At 70.0% G+C, this 14850-nt stretch carries 15 protein-coding genes; 8 read left to right on the forward strand and 7 right to left on the reverse strand.

From position 1 onward, the window contains the following. The first annotated feature begins 5 nt into the window (after nucleotides 1-5). Nucleotides 6-1229 (forward strand): pyridoxal phosphate-dependent aminotransferase, encoded by a 1224-nt coding sequence (locus tag M3190_RS04960; RefSeq protein ID WP_251579115.1) that lies wholly within the window; start codon nucleotides 6-8, stop codon nucleotides 1227-1229. 12 nt (nucleotides 1230-1241) lie between these two features. On the opposite strand, the gene M3190_RS04965 is transcribed toward M3190_RS04960, so the two are convergent. Further along, entirely contained in the window at nucleotides 1242-1679 is a 438-nt protein-coding gene (locus M3190_RS04965) for an Rv3235 family protein (protein WP_251579117.1), read from the reverse strand. A 142-nt stretch (nucleotides 1680-1821) separates the two neighbouring features. On the opposite strand from M3190_RS04965, the gene M3190_RS04970 reads away from it, so the two are divergent. Further along, nucleotides 1822-2415 carry a hypothetical protein gene (locus M3190_RS04970; RefSeq protein WP_251579119.1) on the forward strand — a complete coding sequence of 198 codons (594 nt, stop codon included), beginning with the start codon at nucleotides 1822-1824 and terminating at the stop codon, nucleotides 2413-2415. Between the two features lie 22 nt (nucleotides 2416-2437). Here M3190_RS04970 and M3190_RS04975 read toward each other — a convergent pair whose 3' ends face one another. Further along, nucleotides 2438-2686, reverse strand: a complete 249-nt coding sequence (locus tag M3190_RS04975; protein ID WP_439958014.1) for a helix-turn-helix domain-containing protein — start codon at nucleotides 2684-2686, stop codon at nucleotides 2438-2440. Nucleotides 2687-2807: 121 nt separating this feature from the next. Here M3190_RS04975 and M3190_RS04980 point away from each other — a divergent pair, with 121 nt between their 5' ends. Genes M3190_RS04980 through M3190_RS04990 form a run of 3 tightly spaced genes read left to right on the forward strand, consistent with a single transcriptional unit; the run spans nucleotide 2808 to nucleotide 6202 of the window. After that, on the forward strand, nucleotides 2808-3437 hold the full coding sequence (locus tag M3190_RS04980; protein ID WP_251579123.1) for an SAF domain-containing protein: 630 nt from the start codon (nucleotides 2808-2810) through the stop codon (nucleotides 3435-3437). Further along, on the forward strand, nucleotides 3434-4669 hold the full coding sequence (locus M3190_RS04985; RefSeq protein ID WP_251579126.1) for an AAA family ATPase: 1236 nt from the start codon (nucleotides 3434-3436) through the stop codon (nucleotides 4667-4669). The genes M3190_RS04980 and M3190_RS04985 overlap by 4 nt, the downstream gene beginning before the upstream one ends. A 39-nt stretch (nucleotides 4670-4708) precedes the next feature. Further along, nucleotides 4709-6202 carry a sensor histidine kinase gene (locus M3190_RS04990; RefSeq protein WP_251579127.1) on the forward strand — a complete coding sequence of 498 codons (1494 nt, stop codon included), beginning with the start codon at nucleotides 4709-4711 and terminating at the stop codon, nucleotides 6200-6202. An 18-nt stretch (nucleotides 6203-6220) separates the two neighbouring features. On the opposite strand, the gene M3190_RS04995 is transcribed toward M3190_RS04990, so the two are convergent. Then, nucleotides 6221-6469, reverse strand: coding sequence for a WhiB family transcriptional regulator (locus tag M3190_RS04995; RefSeq protein WP_018188706.1), 249 nt, complete (start codon nucleotides 6467-6469; stop codon nucleotides 6221-6223). A 223-nt stretch (nucleotides 6470-6692) separates the two neighbouring features. On the opposite strand from M3190_RS04995, the gene M3190_RS05000 reads away from it, so the two are divergent. Next, nucleotides 6693-7091, forward strand: coding sequence for a histidine kinase (locus M3190_RS05000; protein WP_251579128.1), 399 nt, complete (start codon nucleotides 6693-6695; stop codon nucleotides 7089-7091). Here M3190_RS05000 and bcp read toward each other — a convergent pair whose 3' ends face one another. The 3 genes from bcp to aroA are packed head-to-tail and all read right to left on the reverse strand — an operon-like array spanning nucleotide 7092 to nucleotide 9943. Continuing rightward, nucleotides 7092-7556 (reverse strand): thioredoxin-dependent thiol peroxidase, encoded by a 465-nt coding sequence (gene bcp / locus M3190_RS05005; protein WP_251579130.1) that lies wholly within the window; start codon nucleotides 7554-7556, stop codon nucleotides 7092-7094. Nucleotides 7557-7577: 21 nt separating this feature from the next. Further along, the gene (rsgA, locus tag M3190_RS05010; protein WP_251579132.1) at nucleotides 7578-8618 is read right to left on the reverse strand and encodes a ribosome small subunit-dependent GTPase A; all 1041 of its coding nucleotides are present in this window, start codon (nucleotides 8616-8618) and stop codon (nucleotides 7578-7580) included. Further along, the gene (gene aroA, locus M3190_RS05015) at nucleotides 8615-9943 is read right to left on the reverse strand and encodes a 3-phosphoshikimate 1-carboxyvinyltransferase (protein ID WP_251579139.1); all 1329 of its coding nucleotides are present in this window, start codon (nucleotides 9941-9943) and stop codon (nucleotides 8615-8617) included. Before aroA ends, rsgA begins: the two co-directional genes overlap by 4 nt. A 112-nt stretch (nucleotides 9944-10055) precedes the next feature. Between aroA and M3190_RS05020 the strand changes: the two genes are divergently transcribed. Beyond that, a complete protein-coding gene (locus M3190_RS05020; protein WP_285875891.1) occupies nucleotides 10056-10709 on the forward strand; it encodes a sigma-70 family RNA polymerase sigma factor in 654 nt (217 codons plus the stop codon). Beyond that, nucleotides 10706-10951 carry an alpha-ketoglutarate decarboxylase gene (locus M3190_RS05025; protein WP_251579141.1) on the forward strand — a complete coding sequence of 82 codons (246 nt, stop codon included), beginning with the start codon at nucleotides 10706-10708 and terminating at the stop codon, nucleotides 10949-10951. Before M3190_RS05020 ends, M3190_RS05025 begins: the two co-directional genes overlap by 4 nt. Nucleotides 10952-11015: 64 nt before the next feature. Here M3190_RS05025 and M3190_RS05030 read toward each other — a convergent pair whose 3' ends face one another. Further along, on the reverse strand, nucleotides 11016-14735 hold the full coding sequence (locus M3190_RS05030) for a multifunctional oxoglutarate decarboxylase/oxoglutarate dehydrogenase thiamine pyrophosphate-binding subunit/dihydrolipoyllysine-residue succinyltransferase subunit (RefSeq protein WP_251579149.1): 3720 nt from the start codon (nucleotides 14733-14735) through the stop codon (nucleotides 11016-11018). Nucleotides 14736-14850: the final 115 nt, after the last annotated feature.

Consider the following 14850-nt stretch of genomic DNA (forward strand, 5'->3'; position numbering starts at 1 on the left):
AGGCGATGACCCCGCGCACCCTCGACCAGTCATCCAAGCTCAAGGACGTCCTCTACGAGATCCGCGGGGCAGCCCTGGTCGAGGCCGACCGGCTGCAGGATGAGGGTCACACGATCCTCAAGCTCAACACCGGCAACCCCGCGATCTTCGGGTTCGAGGCCCCGTTCCAGATCGTGCGGGACATGATCGAGGCCGTGCCGCAGGCCCACGGCTACTCCGATTCCCGCGGGATCATGTCCGCTCGGCGGGCGATCGTCTCGCGCTACGAGGAGGAGCCGGGGTTCCCGAAGTTCGATCCCGACGACGTGTACCTCGGCAACGGCGTGTCCGAGCTCATCACGATGACGATGCAGGCGCTGCTCGATGAGGGCGACGAGGTCCTCATCCCCGCACCGGACTATCCGCTGTGGACGGCCATGACGAGTCTCGCCGGCGGCACGCCCGTGCACTACCTCGCCGACAGCGAGAACGGGTGGCAGCCGGATCTCGAGGACATCCGGGCCAAGGTCACACCCCGCACCAAGGCGATCGTCGTCATCAACCCGAACAACCCGACCGGCGCCGTCTACACGCGCGAGGTGCTGCAGGGGATCGTCGAGATCGCTCGGGAGAACGAGCTGCTGCTGCTCTCGGACGAGATCTACGACCGCATCCTCTTCGACGATGCGCAGCACATCCCCCTCGCGACGCTCGCGCCGGACCTGCTCTGCCTCACCTACAACGGTCTCTCCAAGACGTATCGTGTCGCCGGCTACCGCTCCGGATGGATGGTCATCACGGGCCCGAAGAAGCATGCGGCGGGCTTCCTCGAGGGCATTCAGCTGCTGGCCTCGACCCGGCTGTGTCCCAACGTGCCCGCGCAGTTCGCCGTCCAGGCCGCCCTCTCCGGGGTCCAGTCGATCGACGCGCTGATCGCGCCGACGGGGCGCCTGCATGAGCAGCGGGATGCCGCCTGGGCGGGACTCACCGCGATCCCCGGGGTCACGTGCGCGAAGCCGCAGGGCGCCCTCTACGCCTTCCCGCGGCTCGACCCCGAGGTCTACGACATCCACGACGACGCCAAGTTCGTCTACGACTTCCTCGTCGCCGAACACGTGCTGCTGGTGCAGGGGACCGGCTTCAACTGGCCGACGCCGGATCACATCCGCATCGTCACGCTGCCCGAGGCCCGCGTGCTGACCGAGGCGATCGAGCGCCTGGGGAACTTCCTGGCGTCCTACAAGCAGTAACGGGCGCGACGGTCAGAGGAGGGCGAGGGACGTCGCGCGCCAGCGCCCGTCCCAACCCTCGAGCCGCATCGCGACGGCGCGTGTCCGGATCGGTCCGCCGACCACGACGACGGCTTCGAGGACGCCGTCCGAGGGTGCGCAGGTCCGATCCGTGAGGATGCGGTGCGCCGGCCGGACGGCGGCGACACCCCGTGCGCTGCGTGCCCGAGCCGACAGATTGGCACGCGTCACGAGGGCGCGATACGCGTCCTCGCCGAGCCACCTCGCGAGTTGGTCGACGTCGCGGACCCCCGCCAGCACCTCGAGGACTCCGATCGTGAGGTTCTTCACGAGCGGCAGCGGGTCCGGCAGGTCGCTCGACGGGGTGCGCTGCGGGGCGAAGTACTCGGCGACCTCGAGCGCGCTCCCCGAACGCGGTATGCGGCTGTCTTCGGTAACGGTGAGGGCCATGTCGGTTCCTCTCGGGCGACAGGTGTCTGCGGGTCGATGAATGCCACGAGTACAACACAGGCGGTCGAGGGGGTGCATGAGAATACTCCAACCTGTGGACAAAGGCGGTGCGTCGTCCCGGCGGTCGTCTACTGTCGCCCTCGTGCGCTGGGACCGATTCTTCGAAGATCTCGAAGACCAACTGGACTCCGAATGGGAGGCCGAGCGCGCCGCCCTGGACACCGAGGCCGAGCGGCTGCGGCTCGCACGTCTGTCGCTGTTCGAGCGCCTGCACGCCCTCGTCGTGGCCGCGGAGAAGGCGGTCGTCGTGGACCTCGTCGGCGGCGTCACGGCGACCGGGGCGCTGGTGGCCGTGGGGCCCGATTGGCTGGCCGTCGAGGACGGCGGTGCGCGGGGCGCGCTCATCGTCCCGCTGTCAGCGGTCGCGGCACTCGGAACGACGCACGCCGACCTCCTCCGCAGCGCGCGCGGCAGCACGCCGGGGCGACTGCGTGAACGCATGACGATGGGCTTCCTGCTGCGCGATCTCGCACGCCGTCGCGTGCCGGTCACACTCCACGCGACCGACGGGCGGGAGTACAGCGGCACCATCGACCGTGCGGCATCGGACCATGTGGACCTGGCGCTGCACGAGGTGGGTTCACCCCGACGTGCCGACCTCGTGACCGGTCACCGGATCATCCCGCTGTCGGCGGTTGCGCATGTCCGGCTGGACTCGCCCGCCGCGCTCGGGTGAAGGCTCGAAGGGGCGGGCGTCGTCACTCGCCGCCGCGGCGGCCACGCCCCCAGAGCTCGGGGAAGCTCGCGGCGTTCGACTCCCGCCAGAGGGCGTGAAGGCGGGCGTCCTCGGCCTGGTCGTCCAGGTAGTCCTCCACGCTCGCCGCCTCGATGCGCCACGCGGCCGGCGTGCCCAGCCGTGCCCCGCGCAGCCGTCCCTCGAGGGTGAGCGCCACGACCTCGTCGACCTCCAGCTGCAGCATCTCCGCGACCTGGGCGGGCGTGAGCATACGCAGCGAGGAAGCATCGGGCATGAGGCCATTATGCGGCCGCGTGAAGGCGGCGGTCCGCGCATCGCCGGGTTGTGGATAATCGTCATCGCGGTGGCTTGCTCTCGGTCACGATGACGTCATGACCACTCCCGACACCGTCCGCCCGGCGCCCCGCGCCTTCTGGGCCGACGCGCGGTTCCTCCTCGGCATCGCGTTGATCATCGCGTCCGTCGCGGGCGTCTGGCTCGTCGTCGCCTCGGCACGGCAGACAGCGCCGGTCTTCGCCGCCGCCCGCACGATCGTCCCGGGTCAGACCGTGACAGCCGAGGACCTCCGTGTCGTCGACGTCGCCCTGGGCTCTGCCGGGGAGGCGTACGTGTCGCCCGCGTCGCTCGAACCCGGGGTCATCGCCACCCGGACGATCCCGGAGGGGGAGCTCGTCCCGCACGCGGCCGTCGACGAGGCGGATGCCGCGACGACGACGAGCGTGGTCATCCGACCGGCGGGCGACGTCTCGGCGGCGGTCGCCGCCGGATCGGTCGTCGAGGTCTGGTCGGCGCCGGCGGAGGCGGACGGCGAGGTCGGCGAGCCCCGCATCCTCGTGCCATCGGCGACCGTGGTGACGGTCGCCCGAGACGACGCGGTCGTCTCGGGGACGGACGTGTCACTCGAGCTCGTCATCCCCCGCGCGGACGTCCCGGCGACACTCGCCGCGCTCGCGGACGACTCCCTGTTGTCGGTCGTCCCTGTCACGGGGGAGGCGCCGTGAGGGTCGTCGTCGCCGCCGACGGCCCGCAGGCGGACGCCCTGGCGAGGGAACTGCGGAGCGAGGAAGCCGAGGTCCGCGCCGTCGTGCCGTCGGGCGCGCCGGCCGCCGCCGCGCACGACGCCATGGCTGCGCCGGAGGCGGCCGAACTGCTTGCCGAACTGTCCCGCGCAGACGTCCTCGTCATCGAGGCGCGAGCGGCGACCCTGACCGCCGAGCTCGTTGCGGCATGCGACCGGATGTCGGTCCGAATCGTGCCGCTGTGCGGACGCGGCGCCGACCGCCGTCTCGCCGCGGCGCTCGGACTGCCGGCCCACGAACGAGACGCACCGGCTGCCGAGCTCCTCGCGAGTCCGCGGCCCTCGGCGCCCGCCGTCGCCACCCGCGGGCGCGTCATCGCGGTCTGGGGACCCCACGGTTCGCCGGGACGCACGACCATCGCCGTGGAAGTCGCGTGCGCGCTGTCACGCCCCGAGCGCCGGGTGGCGCTCGTCGACGCGGACGCCCACGCCCCCTCCCTCGCCCTCGCGACGGGGCTCGCCGACGAGGGCCCCGGTTTCGCCGCCGCATGCCGTCAGGCGGAGCGCGGCGTCCTGACCGTCGCCGAACTCAGCCGCATCTCCTCGACGTTGGCGGACGTGGATGTCCTCACGGGTCTCAACCGGCCGGGGCGCTGGCCGGAGCTCTCGCACGCGCGGGTCGGCGCGGCGTTGGACGTGTGTCGCGAATGGGTGGACGAGGTCGTCGTCGACACCGCGGCATCCCTCGAGCGGGACGAGGAGATCGTCAGCGATCTCATCGACGGGCCGCGCCGGAATGCGGCCACGCTCGCGGCGGTCGAGGCGGCCGACCTCGTCCTCGCGGTCGTCGCCGCCGACCCGGTCGGGGTCTCCCGGTTCGTGCGCGGTTGGCCGGATCTGCGGGCCGCCGCGGGGGCGGCCCCCGTCCAGGTGGTGGTCAACAAGATCCGCGCCGGTGCCCTCGGCGTCGACGCCCGAGGGCAGGTGCGGCGCACGCTCGAGCGGTACCTCGGCGTCACGGACGTCTCCTTCGTGCCGTGGGATCCGCGGGGGACGGATGCCGCGTTGCTCGCCGCCCGTCCGATCGCCCATGTCGCACCGCGCTCGGCGGTGCCGACCGCGGTGCGACGCCTCGTCGCCGAGACCCTCACGGCGCGGGAGCCTGCGACGACGGCCACGCGGCAATCGCTGCGGCGATTGGCCCGGAGCGCCTGACCCGGGGGAGCGCCCCGGCGGAGGATCTAGGGTGGAGGCGTGTCCACCCTCAGCGACCTCGTCTACGCCCAAGGCCGTTCCACCGCAGAGGACGTGGAATGGCTCCACCGCCTCGCCGGCGATGGTCAGCTCCTCGCCGACCTGGCCTTCGCGGACATCGTCATCTGGGTGCCGACACCGGACGATTCGTTCATCGCCGTCGCCCACACCCGGCCGAGCGGCGCAGCGACCCTCTTCTACCGCGACATCGTCGGCGACGCCGTCCGCCCGCAGTGGCGCACCCAGGTCAAGGACGCCTTCACGCAGGTGCGCGTTGTCGATTCCTCCTCGCCGGACTGGTTCGAGGAGACCCCGACGCGCGTGCGTGCCGTCCCCATCGTGCGCGAGCGCGGGGCGGAGGGACGCGAGACGCGCGTCATCGGTGTCCTGACCCGGCACACGAACCTCGGCGAGGCCCGCACCCCGTCGCGACAGCAGATCACCTTCAACGACTGTGCCGACGACCTCTTCGGGATGATCGCCTCGGCGGACTTCCCCGACCTGACAGCGCCCACCTCGCCGCGCCGAGGCGCACCCCGGGCGTCGGACGGCCTGATCCGGCTCGACGTGGACGGGATCACGACGTTCGCAAGCCCCAACGCGCTCTCCGCCTTCAACAGGCTCGGCTTCGACGACGAGCTCGAGGGCGAATCGCTCATGGAGGTGGCGACCACGATCATGCCGGCCTCCCGCCAGTTCGACGAGTCGCTGCCCATCGTCATGGCGGGGCGTGCGCCCTGGCGCGCCGACGTCGAGGCGCGCGGGGTCACCGTGTCGCTGCGGACCATCCCGCTGCGGGAGAACGGGACGCGCATCGGCGCGATCGTGCTGTGTCGCGACGTGAGCGAGATCCGGCACCAGGAGCAGGAGCTCATCACGAAGGACGCGACGATCCGCGAGATCCACCACCGCGTCAAGAACAACCTGCAGACCGTCGCCTCGCTGCTGCGCATCCAGGCCCGTCGCACCCATTCGGACGAGGGGCGGGATGCGCTCACGCAGGCCATGCGTCGCGTGAGCGCGATCGCCGTCGTCCACGACACGCTGTCGGAAGGCCTCACGCAGAGCGTCGACTTCGACGACGTCTTCGAACGTGTCCTCAAGCTCGTCGCCGAGGTGGCGGCCGCGCCCAACACCCGAGCCCGCACGGTCAAGCGCGGCACCTTCGGAACGCTCCCGAGCGAGTATGCGACCCCGCTCGCGCTGGCGCTCACGGAACTCGTGACCAACGCGGTCGAGCACGGGTTGGCCGACAAGGAGGGCGAGGTCGAGATCATCGCCGAGCGTGACGAGGACCGCCTCGCCGTGCGCGTCCGCGACACGGGTGTCGGTCTTCCCGAGGGTCAGGTCGGGCGGGGCCTCGGCACGCAGATCGTGCGGACGCTCATCCAGGGCGAGTTGAGCGGGACGATCGACTGGCACACGCTGGTGGGCAGTGGCACCGAGGTCACCATCGAGATCCCGATGCGCTACATCGAGCGAGCGCGGGCCTGAGGCCCGCGCTCGGCGATCTCAGGACGCGCGGCGGGCGCGTGCGGCGCGACGCTTGAGAGCGCGGCGCTCGTCCTCGGAGAGACCACCCCAGACGCCCGAGTCCTGACCGGTCTCGAGGGCGTACTGCAGGCAGAGTTCGGTGACGGTGCACCGGGCGCAGACGGACTTCGCCTTCTCGATCTGGTCGACGGCGGGCCCGGTGTTCCCCACGGGGAAGAACAGTTCGGGGTCGACGGTCAGGCAGGCGGCTTTGTCGCGCCAATCCATAGCGGTGCTCCTTGTGGGGGATCGGAAGTCGGGATGCGACGCCGGGCGACGTCGACTAACCTGAGTGGTGTGCGAGCTGTTGCTCGCCCCACGCCGCTGTGGGAGCACACTTGCCCGTCAATATTCCCATGCTCGGGCATGTGAATCAAGGGTTATGTGAATCACGGGTTAACGGAGTATTTCGGCGCCTCGCCGTGTCCGGCGCCCAGGAGGAGCAGTGAACGTGCCCACCACGCGAGTCGAGCGGATCGCGGCCGGATGGCTGGCCCTCGAGGCGGTCGGCGTCCTGGCCCTCGCAGCCTGGGAACTGGTCGCCCTCGTCCGCGGCGACAGTGAGAGTGTGCCCAGCTCGCTCGCCCTCCTCGCACTGACCGTCATCGGCGCGGCCGCGGTGACGGGCTTCGCGGTCGCTGTGTGGCGGGGTGGCTCGTGGGGACGCTCCGGCGGTGTGGTGGTGCAGCTGCTCGTGCTGTCGATCGCGCTCGGAACGCTGACGGGCGAGGGCGCTGACGCGCGGCTGGCCGCGGCGATCGCGGTGCCCGCCGTCGTGGGCCTGGTGCTCATGATCGCCGCCGCGCGGGCAGCGGGTGCCCGCGCGAGGGCCGCGACGGACGGCGCCTGATCAGACTCCGAGGAGGGTCCGGACCCGCGCCACGTGGCCGGTGGCCTTGACGTTGTAGAGGGCGTGGGCGATCGTGCCGTCCCCATCGATCACGAAGGTCGATCGGATGACTCCCTCGACGACCTTGCCGTAGTTCATCTTCTCGCCCCACGCGCCGTAGGCCTCGTGGACGGCGTGGTCAGGATCGCTCAGCAGGGCGTAGGGGAGGGCGTCGCGCTCGCGGAACTCGCGGAGCTTCGCCGGCTCGTCCCGTGAGATGCCCACCACCGTGTAGCCAGCCTCCTGCAGAGGCGTGACGCTGTCGCGGAAGTCGCAGGCCTCGGTCGTGCAACCGGGCGTCATGGCGGCGGGGTAGAAGAAGGCGATGAGGCCTCCGCCGCGGAAGTCGCTCAGGGAGACGGTCTGACCGTCCTGATCGACGAGGGTGAAGTCGGGGGCGGAGTCTCCGGGGTTCAGTCGCGGCATCCGCTCATTTTAATCGGTCGCTCAGGTGGCGAAGGTGGCGAGGAGTCGCTGCAGGGAGTCGAGTCGCGCGGGCCCGCGTTCGCCCAGTCGGCCCTCCGCGACAGCCTCGATGATCGCGCAGTCGGGCGCGTCGGGCAGGTGCGTGCAGCCGCGCGGGCACTCCTCGGCGATCGCTGCCAAGTCGGTGTAGGCACGGAGGATGTTCGCCGGGTCGACATGGCCGAGCCCGAAGGACCGCACCCCGGGGGTGTCGATGACCCACCCGCGGCCGTCGTCGCCCACGTAGCGCAGGGAGACGGCGGAGCTCGAGGTGTGTCGACCGCGACCGGTGACTTCGTTGACGTGACCCGTCGCGCGGGCGGCGTCGGGAACGAGGGCGTTGACGAGGGTCGACTTGCCGACGCCGGAGTGTCCGACGAAGACGGTGGCGTGCCCCGCCAGACGCGCGCCGATCTCGCCCACCGGCATCCGCTCCCGCCCGCTCGTGAAGACCTCGAGGTCGTCGAGGCCCTCGAAGTGCGCCAGGAAGGAGGCCGGGTCCGCGAGGTCGGTCTTGGTGACCACCAGCAGGGGGCGCATGCCGGCGTCCAGCGCGGCGATGAGGTAGCGATCGACGAGGCGGGGGCGCGGCTCGGGATCGGCAGCAGCGACGACGATCAGGAGCTGATCGGCGTTGGCGACGATGACCCGCTCGACCTGGTCGGTGTCGTCCGCGCTGCGGCGCAGGAGGGACGTGCGCTCCTCGATGCCCACGATGCGCGCGAGTGTTCCCTCGTCGCCCGAGGTGTCTCCGACGACGCGGGCACGGTCACCGTTGACGATCGGCTGCTTGCGGAGCTCTCGAGCCCGCGTAGCGACGATCTGACGCTCGTGCGGACCGTCCTCGTCCACGAGGACGGTGTAGCGGCCGCGGTCCACTCCGAGGACCCGGGCGATCTGCGCATCCGCGTGAGCGGGGCGGCGCTTGGTCCGCGGCCGGTTGGCCTTGGGGTTCGGTCGGACGCGGATGTCGGCCTCGTCGTAGTCGAGGTCGTCGTCATCGCCGTCGTCGAGCCAGCTCACGCGAGCATGTCCGCCCACAGCTGGGGGAACTCCGGCATGGTCTTCGCCGTCGTCCCGATGTCGTCCACGACCACGCCGGGCACCCGGAGGCCGATGACGGCGCCCGCGGTCGCCATCCGGTGGTCGTGGTGCGCCCGCCACACACCGCCGTGGAGCGGGCGAGGGACGACATGGATGCCGTCCTCCTGCTCCTCGGCCTCGCCGCCGAGAGCCCGGAGGTTGTCCACCAGGGCTGCGATCCGGTCGGTCTCGTGCCCCCGGATGTGCCCGATGCCGTGGAACGTCGTGGGGGCGTCGGCGAACGCCGCCAGTGCGAATAGGGTGGGCGTGAGCTCGCTCGCTGCGGACAGGTCGAGGTCCACACCCGAGAGGCGATCGCCGGCGGTCACCGTGAGCGCCCCCGCGCGCCGGGAGACGTGCGCCCCCATGACTGCGAGGATGTCGGCGAGCAGTGCACCAGGCTGCGTCGAATGCGCGGGCCACCCGGGGACGGTCACCGAGCCGCCCGTCAGGATGGCGGCGGCCAGGAACGGCGCGGCGTTGGAGAGGTCCGGCTCGATGGCGATGTCCTTGCCGCGGACAGGACCTGCCGGGACGAGCCACTCGTTGGGGGTCGGGTGCTCGACGTGCACTCCGCGGCGGGCGAGGGCCTCGACGGTCATCTCGATGTGGGGGAGGCTCGGAAGGCGCTCGCCGTCATGGATGAGCCGGAGCCCCACGTCGAAGCGTGCCGCCGCAAGGAGGAGCCCCGACACGAACTGGCTGGACTGACTGGCGTCGATCGTGACCTCGCCCCCGCGGAGGTGTCCGTGTCCTCGCACATCGAAAGGGAGCGCCCAACTGCCGGCATCGTCGATGTCGGCGCCGATCTCCCGCAGCGCGTGGATCATCGCGCCCATGGGCCGGTGCATCGCCGTCGGATGCGCCGTGACGTGCACATCGCCGACCGCGAGCCCCGCGATCGGAGAGATGAACCGCATCACGGTCCCGGCCTGTCCGCAGTCGATCGTGGTGTCGCCGGAGAAGCTCGCCGGCGGTATCACCTCGAGGTCCGGGCCGAACGGCGAGTCCCCGGCGATGGGGTCGATCGTGACACCGAGGGCACGGAGGGCGTCGATCATACGGGCGGAGTCGTCCGAGTGCAGCGCACCGCTGAGCAGGCTCGGTCCGTCGGCGATCGCGGCGAGCACGAGCTCGCGGTTCGTGAGCGACTTGGATCCGGGCACCGTCACGCGCGCCTGGACCGGCTCGACGGAGGTCGGTGCCGGCCAGCCCGCTGCGTACGCACCGTCGGCGGGGGAAGGGGGAGGGGGCGCGTCGCTCATCGCTCCCAGCCTACTGAACGGGGTGACGTCATCCGAGAAACGGGGAATAGGTGCGGCCCGGTCCCGGTTGGCCCCATTGTCGACACCGTGCACGCCAGGGGAGAGGAGCGCGATGATCGCCACGACTGACGCGCCCATGCTCGCAGAATGGGCGGACGTAGACTGGCCTGTGATGAACGAGCAGGCGGTCGACGACCCGCGAACCCAGTTCGAGGAGCAGGCGCTCCCCTTCATGGACCAGCTGTACGCTGCGGCCATGCGGATGACCCGCAATCCCGCCGACGCGTCGGACCTCGTCCAGGAGACCTTCGTCAAGGCGTTCGCGGCATGGGCGTCGTTCACGCAGGGCACGAATCTGAAGGCGTGGCTGTACCGCATCCTCACGAACACGTACATCAACACCTATCGCAAGAAGCAGCGAGAGCCCTACCAGGGAACGATCGACGACCTGGAGGACTGGCAGCTCGGCGGCGCCGAATCGACCACGGCGTCGTCCGCCCGATCGGCCGAGGCCGAGGCGATCGATCACATGCCGGCATCCGTCGTGAAGGACGCGCTGCAGTCCCTCCCGGAGGACTTCCGACTTGCCGTCTACCTCGCGGACGTCGAAGGATTCGCGTATCAGGAGATCGCGGACATCATGAAAACCCCCATCGGCACGGTCATGAGCCGTCTGCACCGTGGCAGACGACAGCTCCGCGACCTGCTGTCCGAGTATGCGAAAGAGCGCGGCATCGAGGTGCCGGCGACGAGGAGTGTGAAATGACCGACTGCGGTTGCGACAAGGCCCGTCAGGATCTCGAGGAGTACCTGCGCAACGAGATCTGCCACACGCGCCATTCGGACATCACCGAGCATCTGGAGAACTGCGCGGCGTGCCGCGACGAGGCGCTCGTGGCGACCACGCTGACGGCGGTCGTCGCGCGGGCGTGCAAGGAGGCGGCTCCGGAGGACCTGCGCGATCAGGTGCTCACGCGTCTGCGTGCGGAGCAGGCGACCCACCACTGACCCGCGGTCAGACCTGTACGCGAAAGGCCCCGCCGGAGCGGGGCCTTTCGCGTACACGTCGGACTCAGACGCTCAGTGCCTTCTCCATGATCGCGGCGTGCTCGCGGGCGTGGACCTTCGGTGATCCGGTCGCCGTGGACGCGGCCGAGGCGCGCGAGATCCGCTTGATGGTGCGGCCATGGAGGTGCTTGACGACCTCGAGCGCGATGAACGGCCACGCGCCCTGGTTCTCGGGCTCCTCCTGGACCCAGAACAGCTCCGCGTTCGGGTAGCTGTCGAGCACCGCGTTGAGCTGGTCGATCGGCGCCGGGTAGTACTGCTCGAGGCGGACGAGCGCGACCTTCTCGTTCGGGTTCTTCTCGAGTTCGGCGGCGAGGTCCCAGTGGATCTTGCCTGCGTGGAGCAGGACGCGGGTCACGGCGTTGCGGTCGAGGTTCCGACCGTCGTCGATGACCGGCTCGAACCGACCGTCGAGGAAGTCCTCGACGGTGCTCGTCGCGTTCCGCAGTCGCAGCATGGCCTTCGGGGTGAAGACGACGAGCGGCCGACGCGGCCGGGCGTAGGCCTGGCGCCGCAGCAGGTGGAAGTAGGACGCCGGCGTCGACGGGCGCGCGACGGTCATGTTGTCCTGCGCGCACATCTGCAGGTACCGCTCGATGCGAGCCGACGAGTGATCGGGTCCCTGACCCTCGTACCCGTGGGGGAGCAGCAGTACGACACTCGACTGCTGACCCCACTTCTGCTCGGCCGAGGAGATGAACTCGTCGATCACCGACTGCGCTCCGTTGGCGAAGTCGCCGAACTGGGCCTCCCACAGCGTGAGGGTGTCGGCTCGCTCGACCGAGTAGCCGTACTCGAACGCCATCGCCGCGTACTCGCTCAGGAGCGAGTCGTAGACATAGAACCGGCCCTGGTTGTCGCCGAGGTTCGCCAGGGGCAGCCATTCCTGACCGTTCGCACGGTCGTGCATGACGGCGTGGCGCGTGACGAACGTGCCGCGCCGGACGTCCTGTCCGGCCAGTCGCACGTTCGAGCCCTCGACGAGGAGCGAGCCGAACGCGAGCAGCTCGCCGAAGCCCCAGTCGATCTTGCCGTTGCGGCTCATGTCGTGCCGCTTCTCCAGCAGCTGCTGCAGCTTGGTGTGGACCGTGAAGCCCTCGGGCTTGTTGAGGAACGCGTCCCCGATGCGCTCGATGACATCGCGGGCGACACCGGTGCTCTCAGGCTCACCCATCGCGGTCTCCGCGGGTTCGTCGGAGGCGACGACCGGCGAGGTGCCGGTCTGGGCGGCGTGGGTCTCCGCGAAGGCGATCTCGAGGCGGTTCTGGAAGTCCTGCTTGGCCTTCTCGTACTCCTCCTCGGTGATGTCGCCTCGGCCGACGAGCGCCTCCGTGTAGAGCTTGCGAACCGACCGCTTCGCCTCGATGAGGTTCGTCATCAGGGGCTGCGTCATCGAGGGGTCGTCTCCCTCGTTGTGCCCGCGGCGGCGGTAGCAGACGAGGTCGATCACGACGTCGCGGTTGAACTCCTGCCGGTAGCGGAAGGCGAGCTCCGCGACATGGACGACGGCCTCGGGGTCGTCGCCGTTCACATGGAAGATCGGCGCCTGGATGGTCTTGGCGACATCCGTCGCGTAGATCGAGGTGCGGGCGTCGAGGGGCAGGGTCGTGAAGCCGACCTGGTTGTTGACCACGACGTGGACCGTGCCGCCGGTGCGGTAGCCACGCAGACGCGACATCTGCAGCGTCTCCATCACGACACCCTGGCCGGCGAAGGCCGCGTCACCATGGACGAGGATCGGCAGCCAGGAGAAGGATCCGATGGGGAGGCGGTCCTGCTTGGCGCGGACGATTCCCTCGAGGACTCCGTCGACGGTCTCGAGGTGCGAGGGGTTCGCGGCGAGGTAGACGGGGAGCTCCTCGCCGCCGTCGGCGACGAACGTGCCTTGCGTGCCCAGGTGATACTTGACGTCGCCCGAACCGCTCTTCGAGCCCACGGCGACAGAGCCCTCGAACTCGCGGAAGATCTGGCTGTAGGTCTTGCCGGCGACGTTCGTGAGGACGTTCAGGCGACCGCGGTGCGCCATGGCGATCGCGGCGCCGTCGAGGCCCTCGGCGGCGGCACCCTGCAGGATCTGGTCGAGGAGCGGAACGAGGGATTCGCCGCCCTCCAGGCTGAACCGCTTCTGACCGACGAACTTCGTCTGCAGGAACGTCTCGAACGCCTCGGCCTCGTTCAGCTTGCCGAGAACGCGCAGCTGTTCGTCGTGTCCGGGCTTCTGGTACTTGACCTCGAGATTGTCCTGGAACCATTTGCGCTGGGTCGGGTCCTGGATGTGCATGTACTCGACACCGAGGGTGCGGCAGTAGGAGTCGCGCAGGATGCCGAGGATGTCGCGCAGCTTCATCGTGCGCTTGCCGCCGAAGCCGTTCGTGACGAACTCGCGGTCGAGGTCCCAGAAGGTGAGGCCGTGATTCTCGATCTCGAGGTCGGGGTGCGTGCGCTGCACGTACTCGAGGGGATCGATGTCGGCCATCATGTGGCCGCGGACGCGGTAGGAGTTGATCAGCTCCTGCACCCGCGCCGTCTTGTCGACGCGCTCGGCGATGTCGACCTTGATGTCGCTCGACCAGCGGATGGGGGAGTACGGGATGCGGAGGGCCGCGAAGATGTCGTCGTAGAAACCCTCCTGACCGATCAGGAGCTGGTGCACGATCTTCAGGAACTCACCCGAGCCCGCACCCTGGATCACGCGGTGGTCGTACGTGCTCGTGAGCGTGATCGTCTTACCGATGCCGAGCTCGCCGAGCGTCTTCTCACTGGCGCCCTGGAACTCGGCGGGGTAGTCGAGGGCGCCGGCGCCGATGATGCAGCCCTGCCCCTTCATCAGGCGGGGGACGGAGTGCACCGTGCCGATGCCGCCCGGGTTGGTCAGCGAGACCGTGGTCCCCTGGAAGTCCGCTGCGGTCAGCTTGTTCTTGCGGGCGCGCTGAACGAGGTCCTCGTAGGCGGTGAGGTACTCGCCGAAGGTCAGCGTCTCGGCCTGCTTGATGCTGGGGACCATCAGGGCGCGGGTGCCGTCGGGCTTGGGGAGGTCGATCGCGATGCCGAGGTTGATGTGCGCGGGCGCGACGACCGAGGGCTTGCCGTCGACCTCGGCGTAGTACACGTTCTGCGTCGGGAAGGCCTTCAGAGCCTGGATGAGGGCCCATCCGATGATGTGGGTGAAGCTCACCTTGCCCCCGCGCGTGCGGGACATGTGGTTGTTGATGACGATGCGGTTGTCGATCATCAGCTTGGCCGGGATCGTCCGGACGCTCGTCGCGGTCGGGACGGTCAGCGACTCGTCCATGTTGGCGGCGAGGGTCTTGGGCAGACCGCGCAGCGGGGTGACGGTGTCCTCGAGGACGGCCTTGTCGCCGGCGGGTGCCGCCTTCGGTGCTTCGGCCGGGATCGGCTGAGGCGCCGCAGGGCGCGCGGTCGTGCGGGCCACGGGCTGGGCGCCGGTCGCCGCGGCGCGGGACTCGGCTGCCGCGGGAGCAGATGCGGCGGGAGCAGGTGCGGCGGGAGCCGGTGGTGCAGATGCAGCGGAAGCCGGTGCGGCCTCCGCCGTCGGGGCGCCGGAGGAGCCCTCGGGCGTGTACGCCTCGAGGATCGGCCACCACTCCTTGTCCACTGAGTTCTTGTCGCGGGTGTACTGCTCGTACAGCTCTGCGACGAGCCACTCATTGGCTCCGAACTCCCCGTCGCTCGTAGTTCCCACGCCGGTCACCTGACTGGACACGGATCCGCCTGCTTTCGTCGTCGACGTTCGAAATGTGCGGTGCCCGCGCGGCCTCGCGCACAGACATCAAGGGTATCCCAGGTTCTGCCGCGCCCGACCCGCGCAGCCCGACCGG

It is taken from the genome of Microbacterium oleivorans (assembly GCF_023715745.1).
GTDB classification, from domain to species: Bacteria; Actinomycetota; Actinomycetes; order Actinomycetales; family Microbacteriaceae; genus Microbacterium; species Microbacterium oleivorans_D.

Excerpts from the sequence above, each read along its gene's own strand:
- M3190_RS04980 (WP_251579123.1), top strand. The coding sequence starts at position 2,808 with ATGACCACTCCCGACACCGTCCGCCCGGCGCCCCGCGCCTTCTGGGCC.
- M3190_RS04965 (WP_251579117.1), bottom strand. The coding sequence starts at position 1,679 with ATGGCCCTCACCGTTACCGAAGACAGCCGCATACCGCGTTCGGGGAGC.
- M3190_RS04995 (WP_018188706.1), bottom strand. The coding sequence starts at position 6,469 with ATGGATTGGCGCGACAAAGCCGCCTGCCTGACCGTCGACCCCGAACTG.
- M3190_RS05025 (WP_251579141.1), top strand. The coding sequence starts at position 10,706 with ATGACCGACTGCGGTTGCGACAAGGCCCGTCAGGATCTCGAGGAGTAC.
- M3190_RS05020 (WP_285875891.1), top strand. The coding sequence starts at position 10,056 with ATGATCGCCACGACTGACGCGCCCATGCTCGCAGAATGGGCGGACGTA.
- aroA (WP_251579139.1), bottom strand. The coding sequence starts at position 9,943 with ATGAGCGACGCGCCCCCTCCCCCTTCCCCCGCCGACGGTGCGTACGCA.
- bcp (WP_251579130.1), bottom strand. The coding sequence starts at position 7,556 with ATGCCGCGACTGAACCCCGGAGACTCCGCCCCCGACTTCACCCTCGTC.
- M3190_RS04975 (WP_439958014.1), bottom strand. The coding sequence starts at position 2,686 with ATGCTCACGCCCGCCCAGGTCGCGGAGATGCTGCAGCTGGAGGTCGAC.
- M3190_RS04960 (WP_251579115.1), top strand. The coding sequence starts at position 6 with ATGACCCCGCGCACCCTCGACCAGTCATCCAAGCTCAAGGACGTCCTC.